General features: G+C 72.8%; 16 protein-coding genes and 1 tRNA gene. 8 read left to right on the top strand and 9 right to left on the bottom strand.

What is annotated here, in order from left to right; translation table 11 throughout:
• Positions 1-94: 94 nt before the first annotated feature.
• The 5 genes from OG429_RS09615 to OG429_RS09595 all read right to left on the bottom strand — a co-directional run bounded on the left by OG429_RS09615 (position 95) and on the right by OG429_RS09595 (position 2,772).
• Positions 95-1,006, bottom strand: coding sequence for an MBL fold metallo-hydrolase (locus tag OG429_RS09615; protein WP_328924882.1), 912 nt, complete (start codon positions 1,004-1,006; stop codon positions 95-97).
• Positions 1,007-1,137: 131 nt separating this feature from the next.
• Entirely contained in the window at positions 1,138-1,434 is a 297-nt protein-coding gene (locus OG429_RS09610) for a hypothetical protein (protein WP_328924881.1), read from the bottom strand.
• 82 nt (positions 1,435-1,516) lie between these two features.
• On the bottom strand, positions 1,517-1,837 hold the full coding sequence (locus OG429_RS09605) for a DUF202 domain-containing protein (RefSeq protein ID WP_328924880.1): 321 nt from the start codon (positions 1,835-1,837) through the stop codon (positions 1,517-1,519).
• Positions 1,834-2,232, bottom strand: a complete 399-nt coding sequence (locus OG429_RS09600) for a YidH family protein (RefSeq protein WP_328924879.1) — start codon at positions 2,230-2,232, stop codon at positions 1,834-1,836. The genes OG429_RS09605 and OG429_RS09600 overlap by 4 nt, the downstream gene beginning before the upstream one ends.
• Before the next feature lie 9 nt (positions 2,233-2,241).
• Positions 2,242-2,772: an NUDIX domain-containing protein gene (locus OG429_RS09595; RefSeq protein WP_405680193.1), complete on the bottom strand. Its 531-nt coding sequence runs from the start codon at positions 2,770-2,772 to the stop codon at positions 2,242-2,244.
• A 74-nt stretch (positions 2,773-2,846) separates the two neighbouring features.
• On the opposite strand from OG429_RS09595, the gene OG429_RS09590 reads away from it, so the two are divergent.
• From OG429_RS09590 to OG429_RS09575, 4 genes are all read left to right on the top strand, one after another.
• On the top strand, positions 2,847-4,502 hold the full coding sequence (locus OG429_RS09590) for an FAD-binding dehydrogenase (protein ID WP_328924877.1): 1,656 nt from the start codon (positions 2,847-2,849) through the stop codon (positions 4,500-4,502).
• 404 nt (positions 4,503-4,906) lie between these two features.
• Complete coding sequence (locus tag OG429_RS09585) at positions 4,907-5,854, top strand: hypothetical protein (protein WP_328924876.1); 948 nt, start codon at positions 4,907-4,909, stop codon at positions 5,852-5,854.
• Positions 5,855-5,937: 83 nt separating this feature from the next.
• Positions 5,938-7,482, top strand: coding sequence for an APC family permease (locus tag OG429_RS09580; protein ID WP_328924875.1), 1,545 nt, complete (start codon positions 5,938-5,940; stop codon positions 7,480-7,482).
• A gap of 219 nt (positions 7,483-7,701) precedes the next feature.
• Positions 7,702-9,141, top strand: coding sequence for an amino acid permease (locus OG429_RS09575; protein WP_328924874.1), 1,440 nt, complete (start codon positions 7,702-7,704; stop codon positions 9,139-9,141).
• A 113-nt stretch (positions 9,142-9,254) separates the two neighbouring features.
• Here the strand turns inward: OG429_RS09575 and OG429_RS09570 are convergent.
• Positions 9,255-9,339, bottom strand: a tRNA-Leu gene (locus OG429_RS09570).
• 168 nt (positions 9,340-9,507) lie between these two features.
• Here OG429_RS09570 and OG429_RS09565 point away from each other — a divergent pair.
• The 3 genes from OG429_RS09565 (at position 9,508) to OG429_RS09555 (ending at position 12,018) form a co-directional block, all read left to right on the top strand.
• Positions 9,508-10,833, top strand: a complete 1,326-nt coding sequence (locus OG429_RS09565; RefSeq protein WP_328924873.1) for a M20/M25/M40 family metallo-hydrolase — start codon at positions 9,508-9,510, stop codon at positions 10,831-10,833.
• Positions 10,834-10,963: 130 nt separating this feature from the next.
• The gene (locus OG429_RS09560) at positions 10,964-11,197 is read left to right on the top strand and encodes a chaplin (protein WP_328924872.1); all 234 of its coding nucleotides are present in this window, start codon (positions 10,964-10,966) and stop codon (positions 11,195-11,197) included.
• Positions 11,198-11,334: 137 nt separating this feature from the next.
• Positions 11,335-12,018: a chaplin gene (locus OG429_RS09555; RefSeq protein WP_328924871.1), complete on the top strand. Its 684-nt coding sequence runs from the start codon at positions 11,335-11,337 to the stop codon at positions 12,016-12,018.
• 39 nt (positions 12,019-12,057) lie between these two features.
• Here the strand turns inward: OG429_RS09555 and OG429_RS09550 are convergent, their stop codons facing one another.
• Positions 12,058-12,246, bottom strand: coding sequence for a DUF5703 family protein (locus OG429_RS09550; RefSeq protein WP_031146791.1), 189 nt, complete (start codon positions 12,244-12,246; stop codon positions 12,058-12,060).
• A 47-nt stretch (positions 12,247-12,293) separates the two neighbouring features.
• On the opposite strand from OG429_RS09550, the gene OG429_RS09545 reads away from it, so the two are divergent.
• Complete coding sequence (locus OG429_RS09545; RefSeq protein ID WP_328924870.1) at positions 12,294-12,992, top strand: hypothetical protein; 699 nt, start codon at positions 12,294-12,296, stop codon at positions 12,990-12,992.
• A gap of 61 nt (positions 12,993-13,053) precedes the next feature.
• Here OG429_RS09545 and OG429_RS09540 read toward each other — a convergent pair whose 3' ends face one another.
• Together OG429_RS09540 and OG429_RS09535 are read right to left on the bottom strand one after the other, a co-directional pair.
• The gene (locus tag OG429_RS09540; protein ID WP_443051241.1) at positions 13,054-15,246 is read right to left on the bottom strand and encodes a DNA helicase RecD; all 2,193 of its coding nucleotides are present in this window, start codon (positions 15,244-15,246) and stop codon (positions 13,054-13,056) included.
• Positions 15,243-16,226 (bottom strand): aldo/keto reductase, encoded by a 984-nt coding sequence (locus tag OG429_RS09535; RefSeq protein ID WP_328924869.1) that lies wholly within the window; start codon positions 16,224-16,226, stop codon positions 15,243-15,245. The genes OG429_RS09540 and OG429_RS09535 overlap by 4 nt, the downstream gene beginning before the upstream one ends.
• Positions 16,227-16,290: the final 64 nt, after the last annotated feature.

The following is a 16,290-nucleotide window of genomic DNA, read 5'->3' as shown; positions in this document are numbered from 1 at the left end:
GGGTGGGCCGAAAGAACTCTCGCGGCCGCGCCCCGCGCGCGTTCGCGCCAGGCCCGCGGGCCTGGCCGTCATGCTTGACGGCCAGGCCCCGCGGTCAGGCGTGACAGAGGATCGGCGTCCCGCCGTTCATCACCGTCATGTCCCGCAGCACCGCCAGGATGTCCAGGGCGACGCCCTCCGGCTCCCCGGCCAGTTCCGCGTAGGCCCGGTGCAGGTTCGCCACCAGCCGCTCGCTCTCCCGCCAGGCGGCGAACTCGCCGAGATCGGCCCGCCGGGCGGCCTCCAGCGGGGTCAGCCCCTTCGCGTGTCCCTCGGCGGCCAGTTCGGACACGTACCGCAGATAGCGCTCGGTGGCCTCGTAGGCCGACGGGTCCGTCAGGGGCCCGTGGCCCGGTACGACGGTCTGCGCGTCCAGCGAGCCGAGCAGCTCCAGCGCCCGCAGCGAGCCGGCCAGTGAGCCCATCGCGAGGAACGGCGTCCCCCCGGCGAAGACCAGGTCGCCCGTGAAGACGACGCCCTGCCGGGGCAGCCACACGATCGAGTCGCCGGTGGTGTGCGCGACGCCGGGGTGGATGACCCGCACCTCCGTCTCGCCGACGTGCAGGGTCATCCGGTCGCTGTAGGTGAGGTCGGGCGCCGTGATGTCTATCGCGCCGAAGTCCGTCGCGGGCCAGATCATCTCCAGCTGGTGCCCGGCGGTGAGCTGCTCGGTCCGTGCGTTGTCATGAGCGAGGATCAGCGCCTCGGGGGCGAACACGCCGTTGCCGTAAGTGTGGTCGCCGTGGTGATGGGTGTTGACCACGGTGCGGGGGAGCGGCACCCCGGCCGTCACGACGGCCTCGCGCAGGGCGAGGGCCCGCCGCTCGGTGGCGGCGGTGTCGACGAGCAGGGTCCTGCCGCCGTCGCTGACGAAGCCGGCGTTGTTGAGGCACCAGCCGCCGTCCGGCTGGACGTAGGCGTACACCCCTGGTGCGGGCTGGACGAGGTAAGGCTCATCGACGGGCATCTGCGCTCTCCCCGGGTCGCTTTGACGGGCGGTCGGCATCCTGCCAGCCGTCGCGGCGCCGGGGGAGGGCGGGTACCGCTCCTGACCGCGGCCGCACTGACCGGAGGTTCCGTCAGTGCTCGCGGGGGCGGTCAGTGGTCGTCGTAGTGGCCGTCGTGCGCGGCGTGCCGGTGCCCGTCGTGCACGTAGTCGACGTGGTCCCCGTGCCGGACCGTCTCGTGCCCGCAGTCCGGGCCGTGGGCGTGCGCGTGACCGTCGTGGGTGGTGTGTCCCTGGGTCTCGCACTCGTCCCAGTGCCCGGAGTGCTCCCGGTGCAGGTGGCCGTCGTGCGCGTAGTCGACGTGATCGCCGTGCGAGACAGCCTGGTGTCCGCAGCCGGCGCCGTGCTCGTGCTTGTGCGTGGCGTGTTCCTGGTGCATGGTCGTCATGCCGCCGAGGCTAGTGCGGATCGTCCCCTTTCGCCCGAGATGTCGCGATGACGCGAAGAAGCGCGATCATCCGACCGGCAGTTCAGATGATCACGGCCACCGCGAACACCGCCAGGGCCACCGTGCACGCCACCACCGCCAGGGCCGACCGCGGCCCGAGCACCCGCGGCGGCGGCCCGGCCGCCAGCGCCCGGATCCGCCGGTGCGCCACCCACAGGAACGCCACCCAGATCAGCGCGGTCACCGCCGCCCCGGCCACCTCCACCGGCCTGCCGGACCCGCGCAGCGCCTGCCGCAGCGCGAGCACCGCCACGACCGAGCAGGCCAGCGTCGTACGCCGCCACGCGAGCCGGGTCCGCTCGGGCTGCAGCCCGGCGTCGCGGACCTCACCCGGGGTGCTCACCGCCCCGACGTCCAGCCCAGCAGCACGACCACCATCATCGCCACCGCGACCAGCCCGACCCCCAGGCTCAGCACCACCGGGAACCGCGACAGCGGCAGGTCCTCGCCCCGCCGCATCGCCCGCTCGCACCGCACCCAGTGGTTCACGGCCCGCAGCGCACAGGCCGCACCCACCGCGAGCAGCGCGAAGGACATCCCGACCCGCACGCCCCACCGCAGGTCCGGCAGGAACTGGTCGACGGCGAAACCGCCGCCCACCAGCGCCAGCGCGGTCCGGATCCAGGCCAGGAAGGTCCGCTCATTGGCCAGCGAGAAGCGGTAGTCGGGGGTCTCGCCCTCGTCACTCAGGCGCGACGGCGCGAACCAGAGGCGCAGGTCCTTGACGAAGTCGATCACCCGGCCAATCTACTGGCGCGGCCCCCGGAACTCCCGCAGCCGCCGATAGGCCTCCAGCCCGTCCGGCACCCACGCCCACGACCCGTCCGCGACGCGCCGGTCCAGCTCCTCCTGCGTCAGGTACGCGTGCCAGTCCACCTCCGACTCCTGCGGGGCCACCGGCAGCTCGCACCGCACCTCGTGCACGTACGACCACCACGCCCCGCCCGGACCCTCGTACAGGAACTTGAACAGAGGTACGGGCTGCGGCAGCCCGCGGACCCCGAGCTCCTCCTCGGCCTCCCGCAGGGCGGCCTCCTCGTAGCTCTCCCCGGTGCCCAGCACCCCGCCCACGAACATGTCGTAGAAGGAGGGGAACACGAGCTTCGACGCGGTCCGCCGGTGGACGAAGATCCGCCCCTGCGCGTCCCTGGCCTGCACGAACACACAGCGGTGGATCAGCCCGCGGGCGTACACCTCGCCCCGCGCGGCCTGCCCCGTCACCCGGTCGTCCCGGTCCACCACGTCCAGTACTTCATCAGCGGCACTCACGCCATTCATCCAATCACCGCTGTTGACTGGTTACCGCTCCGTAGCCAAAGATCGCCCCACCACTGACGGAGGACGGGTATCGCATGACGTACGACGCAGACGTGATCGTGATCGGCGCCGGACTGGCCGGACTCGCGGCCACCGCCGAACTCGTCGACGCGGGCCGCAAGGTCATCCTGCTCGACCAGGAGCCCGAACAGTCCATCGGCGGCCAGGCCCACTGGTCCTTCGGCGGCATGTTCCTCGTGGACTCGCCCGAGCAGCGCCGGATGCGGATCAAGGACAGCCACGAGCTCGCCCTCCAGGACTGGCTGGGCACCGCCGGATTCGACCGCGAGGAGGACGCCTGGCCGCGCCGCTGGGCCGAGGCCTACGTGGACTTCGCCGCCGGCGAGAAGCGTTCCTGGCTGCACGCGCAGGGCGTCCGCTTCTTCCCGGTGGTCGGCTGGGCGGAGCGCGGCGGCTACGACGCCGACGGCCACGGGAACTCCGTCCCCCGTTTCCACATCACCTGGGGCACCGGACCGGGCCTGGTCGAGCCCTTCGAGCGGCGCGTCCGCGCGGGCGTGGCCCGCGGCCTGGTCCAGCTGAGGTTCCGCCACCGGGTGACCGGCCTGTCCCGGACCGCGGGAGCCGTCGACACCGTGACGGGCGAGATCCTGGAGCCCTCCGACGCCGTACGGGGCACCGCGAGCAGCCGCGAGGCCGCCGGGGCCTTCTCCCTCCGGGCCCAGGCCGTGATCGTGACCAGCGGCGGCATCGGCGGCAACCACGACCTCGTACGCGCGCAGTGGCCCGCCCGGCTCGGCACCCCGCCCGAGCGCCTGCTCTCCGGGGTCCCCGCCCACGTGGACGGGCTGATGCTCGGGATCGCGGAGGAGGCGGGCGCCAGCCACATCAACAAGGACCGGATGTGGCACTACACCGAGGGCATCGACAACTGGAACCCGATCTGGTCCAAGCACGGCATACGCATCCTGCCCGGCCCCTCCTCCCTCTGGCTGGACGCGACCGGCAAGCGGCTGCCCGTACCGCTCTTCCCGGGCTTCGACACCCTCGGCACGCTCGACCACATCATGAAGACCGGCCACGACCACACCTGGTTCGTGCTCAACCAGCGCGTCATCGGCAAGGAGTTCGCCCTCTCGGGCTCCGAGCAGAACCCGGACCTCACCGGCAAGTCCGTCCGCGACGTCATCTCCCGCGCGCGACAGGCCGTACCCGGCCCGGTCAAGGCCTTCATGGACAACGGCGTGGACTTCGTCGTGGAGCGCGACCTGTCCGCCCTGGTCCGCGGGATGAACGCCGTCACCAAGGCGGACCTGATCGACGAGGCCGCCCTGCGCGGCGTGATCACCTCCCGCGACCGGGAGATCGCCAACCCGTTCACCAAGGACCTCCAGGTCACGGCCATCCACGGCGCCCGCAAGTACCTCGGCGACAGGCTGATCCGCACGGCCGCGCCGCACCGGATCCTGGACCCGGAGGCCGGGCCGCTGATCGCGGTGCGGCTGTCCATCCTGACCCGCAAGTCCCTGGGCGGCCTGGAGACCGACCTCTCCTCACGCGTCCTGACCCCGGACGGCGAACCGCTGCCCGGCGTCTACGCAGCGGGTGAGGCGGCCGGCTTCGGCGGCGGCGGGGTCCACGGCTACCGGGCGCTGGAGGGCACCTTCCTGGGCGGCTGCGTCTTCTCGGGCCGTGCGGCGGGCCGTGCGGCGGCCCAGGCGGTCGGCTGACCCGACCCGACCCGACCCGACCCGCGCCGCCCTGCCCGGGGCGGGCTGCGGCCGGGCCCCGGGCAGGCCCTCCGGACGGCTCGCGCGAGGCGCAGCATTCGGCCAGTGACGCGTGTCGTCCTGTCGGCCTCGTACGCCGCGTTCGCGCCGGTGTCAGTCGACTTCGCGCCGCTCGCCGCCGCTGCCACGACCAACTGGGCCCAGGGTGATACCAGTTGAAACCCGCCACCGACTGGACTGGACCTTGACGTGGAGCTGTGAGTACCGGTTTGCTGTGCGTGATCATCCGGATCGCCCACCGGCCGGATCGCGCACCACCCGACCGGACAACTCCCCTGCGCCATGCACCTGTTCCGGCCATCGTTCGCACTGTGCCCGCCCGCGTCCTGGAGGGAAACCCGCGGATGTCCCCACCTCCGCCGCCCCTCGGCCGCGCCCGCAAGCGCGACGCCCAGCTCTTCGACCCCGCCCTCTGCGACGCCGAACTCGTCGACGCACGCAGTCAGTTCACCCAGGGCCGCTGGTCCCGGGCCCGGTCGCTGCTCGTCGGCACCGGCGACGACTGGGACCGCCGCGGCCACCGCGTCGTCGTTCTCGCCGAGACCCCGGCGGCCACCGCGTGGGCCCGCGAATGGCTGCTCGCCGAACCCGAGAGCGCCGACGCCGCCACCCTCCTCGCCTGCGCCGCCGTCTTCACCGCCCTGCGCCGCAAGGGCACACCGGCCGCCGCCGAGGAGGCCTGCCACCGGGCCGCCACCCTGCTCCCCGCCGACCCCACCCCCTGGCTCGGCCTGCTGCTGCTGTCCAAGGCCTTCGGCAGCGAGGAGGAGTTCAGCCGCCACTTCGACCAGGTCCGGGCGCGCCACCGCGAGCACCACCACGCCCACCACCTGATGGTCGCCAGACTGGCCGAGCGCACCCCCGCCGACGGCCAGGACCCGCTCCACGAGGTCTACGACTTCGCTGCCTGGGCCGCCGAGGAGTCCCCGGCCGACTCCCCGCTCGCCGTGCTCCCCGTCATCGCGCACGCCGAGCGCTACCGGGTGCTCGCCGCCACGCAGGGCCACACCCCCCAGAGCGCCGCCGCCCACTGGTCCGGCCGCCGCGCCCGCCAGGTGCTGCGCTCCGCCTTCGACTGGTGGCTGGAGTGGGAGCGCGAGGACCACCCCCGCAACCGCGTCGACCTCAACTTCCTCGCCCACGCCAAGCTCTGCGAGGGCCGCCCCGCCGAGGCGGCCGCCCTCTTCCACCGCATCGGCAGCCACGCCACCCGCGCCCCCTGGTCCTACCCGGACCTCGACCCGCACAAGGCCTTCCTCGCCGCACGCAGCGCAGCACTCGGCACCGCCTGACCCCGGGCCCCCGAAGCATCCCGAAGCATTCCGAAGCACCCCGATCACCCCCGCCCCATCCGCATCTCCGAAAGGACGCCGCCATGCCGACGGGCAGATCCACCACGCTCCAGGACCCGGCCGAGATCCGCACGTACAAGGGCCAGGACCGCGCCCTGCGCGCCGACCGCCTCGGCACCGCCGGCCTGCTGCTCTCCGTACTCGCCGCCAGCGCGCCCCTGATGGTGGTCGCCGGCGTGATGCCCACCACCTTCGGCGTCATGGGCATCGTGGGCCAGCCGCTGCTCTTCGTCATCCTCGGCGCCGTCCTCGCGCTCTTCAGCATCGGCTACGCCGAGATGAGCCGCCACGTCCACAACGCCGGCGCCTTCTACGCGTACATCGCCCGCGGCCTCGGCCCCACCGCGGGCGCCGGCGCCTCCCTCGTCGCCCTCGTCGCGTACAGCGCCATGCAGGTCGGCGTCTACGGCATCCTCGGCTTCGAGATATCCGGCCTCTTCGCCACCTACCTGAAGATCGAACTCGCCTGGTGGATACCGGCGCTGCTCGCCGTCGCCGCCACCGGCGCCCTCGGCTGGCTCAAGATCGACCTCAACGCCAAGGTCCTCGGCGTCCTCCTCCTCATCGAGTGCGCCCTCGTCGTCGTCTTCGACGCCGCCGCCCTCGGCAAGCCCGGAGCCGAAGGCCTCTCGCTGCACGCCTTCAACCCCGAGACCCTGAGCGGTCCCGGCCTCGGCACCGCCCTCTGCTTCTGCATCGCCGCCTTCGTCGGCTTCGAACAGTCCCCGGTGTACGCGGAGGAGACCAGCAAGCCGCACATCGTCGTCTCCCGGGTGATGTTCCTCGCCGTCGGCTTCGCCGCCCTCTTCTTCGCCCTCAGCGCCTGGGCCCTCACCGTCGCCACCGGCCCCGCCGAGGTCGTCAAGACCGCCGCCGAGGCCGGCCCCGGCCTGCTCTTCCAACTCACCGAGGACCGCCTGGGCGCCACCTTCACCGACGTCCTGCACGTCCTCTTCGTGACCGGCATGTTCGCGGCCATGCTCAGCTTCCACAACGTGGTCGCCCGCTACGCCTTCGCGATGGGCCGTGAGGGCCTGCTCCCGGCCGCCTTCGGCCGGACCAACGCCGGCACCGGCGCCCCCGGCACCGGATCCCTCCTGCAGACCGCTGTCTCCGCCGTCGTCGTGATCGCCTTCGCCGTCACCGACGACCTGCCCGCAGGCGACCCCACCGCCCCCGTACTGCACCTGTTCACCTGGATGGGCAGCGTCGGCGCCCTCGGCGTGACCCTTCTCATGGCCGCCGCCTCCTTCGCCGTCATCGCCTTCTTCGTCCGCCGCGGCACCGCCGGCGCCCAGGTGTGGCGGCTCGTCGCGGCCGGCGTCGCCGGTCTCGCGCTGCTCGCCATCGCCGTCTACACCGTCAAGGACTTCGGCGTCCTGGTCGGCGCCGAGAAGGGCTCCGCGCTCAGCTGGGCGCTGCCGGGCATCATCGCCGCGGCCGTCGTGACCGGCCTGGTCTACGGGGCGGTGCTGCGCAGCCGCCGCCCCGAGGTGCACGCCCGCATCGGCCTGGGCAACGAAGCCTTCCGCCTCGACCAGGCGGCAGAGGCCACCACCGCCGACTGACCCCAGAGCCTGGCTTTCCAGCGCCTATGAAGCCCCCGACACCCCTTTCCAAGGTCGTCGGGGGCTTCGGTGCGTGCAGGTCGATTTTGGCGGGTGGCGGACCCCCATGGTCTCCTGGGGCGATCAAAACGACCGGACCGCCGCGCAGGGGACACCACCCAGCTCCCCTGCGCACGGTCCGGTCCTGCCTGTCCGACCCCCACGAAGGCGAAGTCATACATGAGTGACCGCACCTTGGCCGAGGCTCCCGCCCCGGCGTCTTCCCGCCATGTCGACGCCGGTGACGAGGGCTACAGCAAGGACCTCAAGTCCCGCCACATCAACATGATCGCCATCGGCGGGGCGATAGGCACCGGCCTGTTCCTCGGCGCCGGCGGCCGCCTCGCCGGAGCGGGCCCCTCCCTCGCCATCGCCTACGCGGTGTGCGGAGTCTTCGCCTTCTTCGTCGTCCGGGCCCTCGGCGAGCTCGTGCTCTACCGCCCCTCCTCCGGAGCGTTCGTCTCCTACGCCCGCGAGTTCATGGGCGAGAAGGGCGCCTACACGGCCGGCTGGCTGTACTTCCTGAACTGGTCCACGACCACCGTCGCCGACATCACGGCCGCCGCGACCTACGCCCACTTCTGGTCGATGTTCACCGAGGTCCCCCAGTGGGTCCTCGCCTTCATCGCACTCGCCGTCGTCCTCACCGCGAACCTGATCTCGGTGAAGTACTTCGGCGAGATGGAGTTCTGGTTCTCCCTGGTCAAGGTCGCCGCCCTGGTGATCTTCCTGATCGTCGGCATCTGGCTCGTCGCCACCAGCCACGAGATCGGCGGCCACACCCCGGGCCTGGCCTCCATCACCGACAACGGCGGCATCTTCCCCTCCGGCGTCCTCCCGATGCTCCTGGTGATCCAGGGCGTGGTCTTCGCGTACGCCTCCGTCGAGCTGTGCGGCGTCGCCGCCGGCGAGACCGAGAACCCCGAGAAGATCATGCCGAAGGCCATCAACTCGATCATGTGGCGCGTGGGCCTGTTCTACGTGGGCTCCGTGGTCCTGCTCGCGCTGCTGCTCCCGTACACCGAGTACAGCTCCGACCAGAGCCCCTTCGTCACCGTCTTCGACAAGCTCGGCGTCCCCGGCGCCGCGGGCGTCATGAACCTGGTCGCCCTGACCGCCGCCCTCTCCAGCCTGAACTCCGGCCTCTACTCCACCGGCCGGATCCTGCGCTCGATGGCGATCTCCGGTTCCGCGCCGAAGTTCACCGCCCGCATGAACAAGGGCAAGGTCCCCTACGGCGGGGTCCTGTTCACCGCCGCCTTCGGCGTCGCCGGTGTCGTCCTGAACTACTTCATGGAGGACGAGGCCTTCGAGCTCGTCCTCAACTTCGCCTCGCTCGGCATCCTCGGCACCTGGGCGATGGTCATGATCTGTTCGCTGTTCTTCTGGAGCCGCGCGAAGCAGGGCCTGGTAGAACGCCCCGCCTACCGCCTGCCCTGGGCCCCGTACACCCAGATCGTCACGCTGGTCTTCCTCCTCACGGTCCTGGTCCTGATGTGGTGCGACGGCGGTGTGGGCCGCACCACGGTCATGTTCGTCCCGGTCATCGGCGCCGCCCTGGTCGGCGGCTGGTTCCTGGTCCGCCGCCGCGTGGCCGCGCTCGCCGCAGCCCGCGACTGACCTCCAGCAGTCCGCCCGGCCAAGGGGCCCCGCAGCGCGCGGGGCCCCGCAGCCGTTCCCGCACGCGCGCGGGCAACGAAAAAGGACCCCGCCGAAGCGGGGTCCTTCTCTTGTGTCCGAGGGGGGACTTGAACCCCCACGCCCGATAAAGGGCACTAGCACCTCAAGCTAGCGCGTCTGCCATTCCGCCACCCGGACAAGGTGTCTGTCTCGCGTCCCTCGCGGGCCGTTCCGACGTGGAAAACATTACCAAACATTCCGGGGCCCTCGATCACACCCCCCGGTGGCCGGGGATCTCCCTTGGGGAGAACGGCCCGGAGCGGGAGTATGGGGGCAGTTCGGTACCGATCAGTGGGAGGAAGCAGCGTGAGCGAGTCGAGCGCGGGCAGGACCGTCTCCGGTGAGGACGAGGTCGTCGACCTCTGCCGGGACCTCATCCGGATCGACACCAGCAACTACGGAGACCACTCGGGCCCCGGCGAACGCAAGGCGGCCGAGTGGGTGGCCGAGAAGCTCGCGGAGGTCGGGCTGGAGCCGCAGATCTTCGAGTCGCACAAGGGGCGGGCCTCGACGGTGGCGCGCATCGAGGGCGAGGACCCCTCGCGGCCCGCGCTGCTGATCCACGGGCACACCGACGTGGTTCCGGCCAACGCCGCCGACTGGACCTACGACCCGTTCTCGGGCGAGATCGCCGACGGCTGCGTCTGGGGCCGCGGCGCCGTCGACATGAAGGACATGGACGCGATGACGCTGGCCGTCGTACGCGACCGGATGCGCAGCGGACGCAAGCCCCCGCGCGACATCGTGCTGGCCTTCCTCGCCGACGAGGAGGCCGGCGGCGTGTACGGGGCGCGGCACCTCGTCGACAAGCACCCGGAGCTCTTCGAGGGCGTGACCGAGGCCATCGGCGAGGTCGGCGGCTTCTCCTTCACGGTGAACGAGAACCTGCGGCTCTATCTCGTGGAGACCGCGCAGAAGGGCATGCACTGGATGCGGCTCACGGTGGAGGGCACCGCGGGCCACGGCTCCATGACCAACAACGACAACGCCATCACGGAGCTCTGCGAGGCCGTGGGGCGGCTCGGGCGCCACCAGTGGCCGGTGCGCGTGACCAAGACCGTACGGAGCTTCCTGGACGAGCTCTCGGACGCGCTCGGCACCCCGCTGGACCCGGACAACATGGACGCCACGCTCGCCAAGCTCGGCGGCATCGCCAAGATGGTCGGCGCGACGCTGCGCAACTCCGCCGCTCCGACGATGCTCGGCGCCGGCTACAAGGTCAACGTCATTCCCGGCCAGGCGACCGCCCACGTCGACGGCCGCTTCCTGCCGGGCTACGAGGACGAGTTCTTCGCCGACCTCGACCGCATCCTCGGCCCCCGGGTCAAGCGGGAGGACGTACACGCGGACAAGGCCCTGGAGACGGACTTCGACGGCCGCCTGGTCGACGCGATGCAGGGCGCCCTGAAGGCCGAGGACCCGATCGCGCGGGCGGTCCCGTACATGCTCTCGGGCGGTACGGACGCGAAGTCCTTCGACGACCTCGGGATCCGCTGCTTCGGCTTCGCGCCGCTGCAGCTGCCGCCCGAGCTGGACTTCGCCGGGATGTTCCACGGCGTGGACGAGCGGGTGCCGGTGGACGGGCTGAAGTTCGGCGTGCGCGTCCTCGACCGGTTCATCGACAACGCCTGAGATTCGCAGGGGTGTGCGCAAACCACTGAGAAGAGTGAATGCACTCATACGCTCGTAGCCCTGGTGATCCCTCCTCGTTACAGGTGGTGCGGTCCGCGGCTGGGACCGCACTTGCCTACTAGGAGGAACAATGATCAAGAAGGTTGTCGCCGCTGCGGCTGCCACCGGTGGCCTGGTTCTCGCGGGCGCGGGTCTGGCTCACGCCGACGCCGGTGCTCAGGGTGCGGCCATCGGCTCGCCCGGTGTCCTGTCGGGCAACGTGCTCCAGGTCCCCGTTCACATCCCGGTGAACGTGTGCGGTAACACGGTCAACATCGTCGGCCTGCTGAACCCGGCCTTCGGCAACACCTGCGTCAACGCCTGACGCGTCTGAAGTCTTGGGCCCCGGAGCGCATTCCAGCGCTCCGGGGCCGCTGGGCTTTTTCGGCCCGATCGATCATTCTCGGCGCATCCGGCAGGGGAGCCGGAGCGTCGGCGCACACACCAGGGGACGAGTTCACAATGCGACGACCGGTACAGGTCACCAGGAAGACCCTGATCACGATGGCGGCCGCGGGAGGTGTCCTCGCGATGGGCGGGGGTTACGCTCACGCGGACTCCGGAGCCTCCGGCCAGGCCGCGAATTCCCCGGGCGTGCTGTCCGGGAACAACGTCCAGGCTCCCGTGGACGCGCCGGTGAACGTCTGCGGCAACACCATCGACGTCATCGGTCTGCTGAACCCGGCGTTCGGGAACCGCTGTTCCAACGGTCCGGACCACGGCGGCAAGCCGGGGAACCCCGACCACCCCGGCAACCCGGGCACTCCGGGCCACCCCGGCACTCCGGGCCACCCCGGCACTCCGGGCCACCCCGGAAACCCGGGAGGCGACGACGGCGAACCGTGCGACGACCACCCGGATCACCCGGGCACGCCCGGCGGCCACACGCCGGGCAAGCCTGGTGGTCACACGCCGGGCAAGCCCGGTACCCCGCGTACGGACAACAGCCCGTCCTCGGGCTCCGTCACGCCCGCCACGCACCCCGCCCAGGGGCCCGGCGCGAGCGTCGCCGCCCCCGCCCCGTCGGGGCCGGCCGTCCTCGCCGCCACCGGCGGCGGTGACGTCCTGACCGCAGGCCTCCCGCTCGCCGGCGGCCTGCTGCTGGGCGGCACGGTGCTCTACCGGCGCGCCCGCAACGCCGCCTGACGGCTGCTCACGGCGCGGGCCCCGTCCCCGGGGCCCGCGTCACCAGGTCGCGCGGACCTGGCGGATGATCCGGCGGCGCAGCCGCACACGGCGGCTGCCGTCCCGGTGCAGGGTCAGGCGGTCGAGCTCCCAGTTCCCGTACTCGGCATGATCGGTCAGCAGGCGGGTCGCCTCCTTGCGCGGGACGCCGCGAGGCACGTACACGTCGACAAATTCGTATTCCGGCATCGCATCTATTGTGCGGGCAGAGCCCTGCTACGGATAGCGTCTGCTCTATGTCTGATGCCGCTCTGCCCACCATTGCCGAGGTACGCGCCGCCGCCGAGGCGGTCAAGGCCGCGCTCGACCGCCACCTCGCCGCGGTCGAGCGCAGGACCGGGGACGAGGACCCGGACGTCTACGCCGCCTTCAACGAACTCGCCGCCGCCGCCGAGGAGTACGACGAACTCCTCTACGACCGCTACGACGAAGTCACCCCCTTCGAGATCCCCACGCCCGAGGACGGCGTCCCGTACACCGGTCCCGCCGAGCCCGCCGCCTTCAGCGTGCTCATCCGCCGCGACTACGCCGTCGTCGAGCCGCCGCGGCTGATCGCCCAGGCCGGGCGCGTCGCCGCGCACGACCGGGAGGCCGAACTCGTCCACGACGGCGGCACCGCCGGCGCGCTGGGCGTGCTCTTCGGGGAGTACGAGCCCGACGAGATCGCCTCCCGCTACAAGGAGTTCGGGCTGGAGGAGGGCGACTCCACCCTGTGGATCGCAGCCTCGGAGGAGGTCGCCGAACCCGGGGAGTGGCTGGGCTCGCCCTTCGGGCACACCGATCCGGAGGACGTGCTGCACCGGTTCGACGTCAGCGCCGTATTCGACGAAGAGACCGACGAGTTCGACGAGGACGAGGACGACGACGCGGCCGAAGACGCGGCCGAAGACGCGGACGAGGCCGAGACCGCGGAGACCGGACTCACCACGGCCTGATCCCCGACCCCCGATCCGGACGCGCGGTTCCCGCCCCGAGGGGCGGGAACCGCGCGCCGGTTCACTCCGGCTGCCCGCCCGCCGTGGCGAGGGCCGTCAGCAGCCCCGTCAGCCGGGTCGTGCGCGGCTTCGGCAGGACCTCCGCCACCGCGTGCGGCAGCGCCTGGTCCACGCCGTGCACCACGGACAGGTGCCGCTCGGCCCGCCCGAACGCGCTGTACACCCAGTCCCGGGAGAGGGCCTGCGCCGCGTCACCCGGCAGTACGACGACCACCGCGGGCCAGCGCGCGCCCACGGCTTGGTGCGCGGTGATCGCCCAGCCGTGCCGCACCTGGGATTCCACCAGCTCCTTCGGTACGACGACCCGCTCGCCCGCGCGGTCCAGGTGCAGGCCTTGCGCGTCGGCCGACACCATCCGGGCCGGCAGGGCCCGCCCGGGGGACGGCACGTGGACCACCCGGTCACCGGGGTCGAAGCCGCCGAACCGGCCCGGGCCGGGGTTCAGCCGCTCCTTGAGGGCGGCGTTCAGCGCCCGGGTACCCGCCGAGCCGCCGTGGCCCGGGGTGATCACCTGCACGCTGTCCGCCGGGATCCCGAAGGCCCGCGGCACCGACTCGGCCACCAGCTGTACGGCACGGTGCACGGCCTCCCCGGCGTCCTGCACCGGGACGATGACGACCTCCTTGCCGGGAGCCTCGACCTGGTTCAGCTCCCCGATGCCGACCCCCGAGACCAGCTCGCCCAGGGGCCCCGGGTCCGGGACGCGGGAGACCACCCGGGGGCAGGTACGGGCCGCCAGCAGATCGGCGAACACCCGCCCGGCCCCGGCGGAGCCGAGCACCGCCGGATCCCCGGAGAGCACCAGCCGGGCCCCGTCCGGGACGGACTCCACCAGCGCGGCGGCGGCCTCCACGTCCAGCTGCGGCGCGTCCAGCACGATCAGCAGGTCCAGCGCGAACCGCCCGTCGGCGTCCCGGCCGGGCCCCTGCCCCCCGGAGAGCAGCCCGGTGACGGTGACGCCTTCGGCCGGGGGGACGTGCGCGGCCAGGCAGGCGCGCAGGCCGAGCTCCCGGGCCGCGGCCAGCAGGGCGAGCGGTTCGGCGCGGGCGGCCTCGCCGCCGGTGTGGGTGACCAGACCGTGGCCCGCGACCGCGCGGATCAGCTCAGAGCCCGGTCCGGTGGCGGCCTTCTCCCAGTCGGCCGGGGCGTCGAAGGTGCCGGCGATCCGGGCCAGGCCGTCGGCCAGGCTCTCCTCGGCCATCGCCGGGCCCTCCAGGCCCACCAGGACCCTCACGGGCCGCTCGGTGTCCTCGGCGGCTTCGCCGGCCGGCGGGCCCAAGGGCTCGTGGAAGACCAGCACCGAGCCCTCGGCGATGGCCAGTTCCAGGGCCTCGGCGGGCTCCGGCACGCCGTACTGGGCGAGAGCCTTCTCCAGGACCGGCGCCTCCAGCGCGGTGTGCCCCTTGAGCCCCGCCTGGACCAGCAGCCAGCCCACCAGGGCGGCCGTGCGGCGCTCGTCGCCCGGACCGGCCTCGGGGCCCAGCAGGGCCCGCGCGAAACCGTCCGCCTGGGTCGGGCGGACCGCGGGGACCGACAGCAGCAGCCAGGGGTTGGCGGCGAGCCGGCCGGCCGGGTCGTCGCCGAGCGCGGCCGCGGCCGGGGCGGCGAGTGCCTCGGGCGCGCCGCCGCGGGCCAGGACGGCCCGTACGCCGTCGACGGTGTCGGAGGAGGGGGCGGCGGCCGGCGCCTCCGCCGTCCTGCGGGGCGGCGGAGGGGGAGCGGGGGCCGCCTTGCGCGGCGCGGCCGGGGCCTCGTCGAAGTACACGGCGGGCGGCTTCGCCCCGCTCTCCACGGCCCGTACGGCGGCGAGCAGGTCCGCGGCCTTCCCGCTGAGCTTCGCCCCGGCGTCGACGGGCCCTTCCCGCTCGGCCTTGCGCCGGGCGATCCGCTCCCGCTCGACCTTCTGCGCGGCCAGCTCGGCCTGCGCCTCGCTGAGCCCGGCTCCGGCGCCCGCCTCCGCGGCCTGCTCGTCGCCTTCGCCGGTGCCCTCCGGGGCGTCTGCCGCGGCCTGCTCGCCGTCCTCCTCGGCCTCGCCCGGCTCGACGTCCGCCTCCTCCGCTTCACCGTCGGAGGCGTCCTGCGGCCCGGCCGTCGGGGCTTCGTCCGAGCCGGTACCGGGTCCGCCGTCGGCGGCGGGCTGCGGCTCGGCCGGTTCCTCCGAGGTAGCGGGCTCGGCTTGGCGGTCCGTACTCACAGAGTGCTCCAGTCCTGATCGGGGTAGCGGTGCACGGGCGCCGAAACATCGTCCAGCGCCCGGCAGATCTCCTCCGGAAGACTAAGGGCCTCCACCGACAGAGCCGCCGCGAGCTGCGCCGACGTCCGCGCGCCGACGATCGGCGCGACCACCCCCGGCCGGTCCCGGATCCACGCCAGGGCCACCTGGAGCGGGGTCACCGCCAGTCCCTGGGCCGCCGTCATCACCGCGTCCACGATGCGGCCCGCGGCCTCGTCCAGGTACGGCTCCACCAGGGCGGCCAGGGTCTGCGAGGCGCCCCGGGAGTCCGCAGGGACGCCGCCCCGGTACTTCCCCGTCAGGACCCCGCGCCCCAGCGGGGAGGAGGGGAGGAGTCCGATGCCCAGGTCCAGCGCGGCCGGCAGCACCTCCCGCTCCACGCCCCGCTGGAGCAGCGAGTACTCCATCTGCGTCGAGGCCAGCCGGGTCCGTACCCCCGGGACCGCGAGCTGCCAGGTGGCCGCCTTCGCCAGCTGCCAGCCGCAGAAGCCCGCCACCCCGGCGTACCGGGCGCGGCCGCTGCTCACGGCGAGGTCCAGCGCCTGCAGGGTCTCCTCCAGCGGGGTCGCCGGGTCGAAGGCGTGCACCTGCCAGAGGTCGACGTAATCGGTGCCCAGCCGGTCCAGCGAGGCGTCGAGCGCGGCCAGCAGGTGCCCGCGCGAGCCGTCGAAGCGCCGGTCCGGATCCGGCACGCTGCCCGCCTTGGTCGCGATCACCAGGTCCCGGCGCGGGACCAGCCCGCCCACCAACTGCCCGAGGAGGTACTCCGCCTCCCCGCCGCCGTACACGTCGGCCGTGTCGACGAGCGTGCCGCCCGCCTCCCAGAACGTCTTCACCTGCTCGGCGGCGGCTTCCTCGCCGGTGTCGCGGCCCCAGGTCAGGGTGCCGAGGCCGATCCGGGAGACGCGCAGTCCGGTGCGGCCGAGATGCCTCTGCTCCATGAGCGCTGAGACTACTGGGGCGCTGACGGATGGGCTCCGGGCGCGCTACAGTCCCCGGACACGC

It is taken from the genome of Streptomyces sp. NBC_00190 (genome assembly GCF_036203305.1).
Taxonomy (GTDB): domain Bacteria; phylum Actinomycetota; class Actinomycetes; order Streptomycetales; family Streptomycetaceae; genus Streptomyces.
The sequence above is the reverse complement of the archived record's forward strand: the minus strand, read 5'-3'. Positions and strand labels throughout refer to the sequence as shown.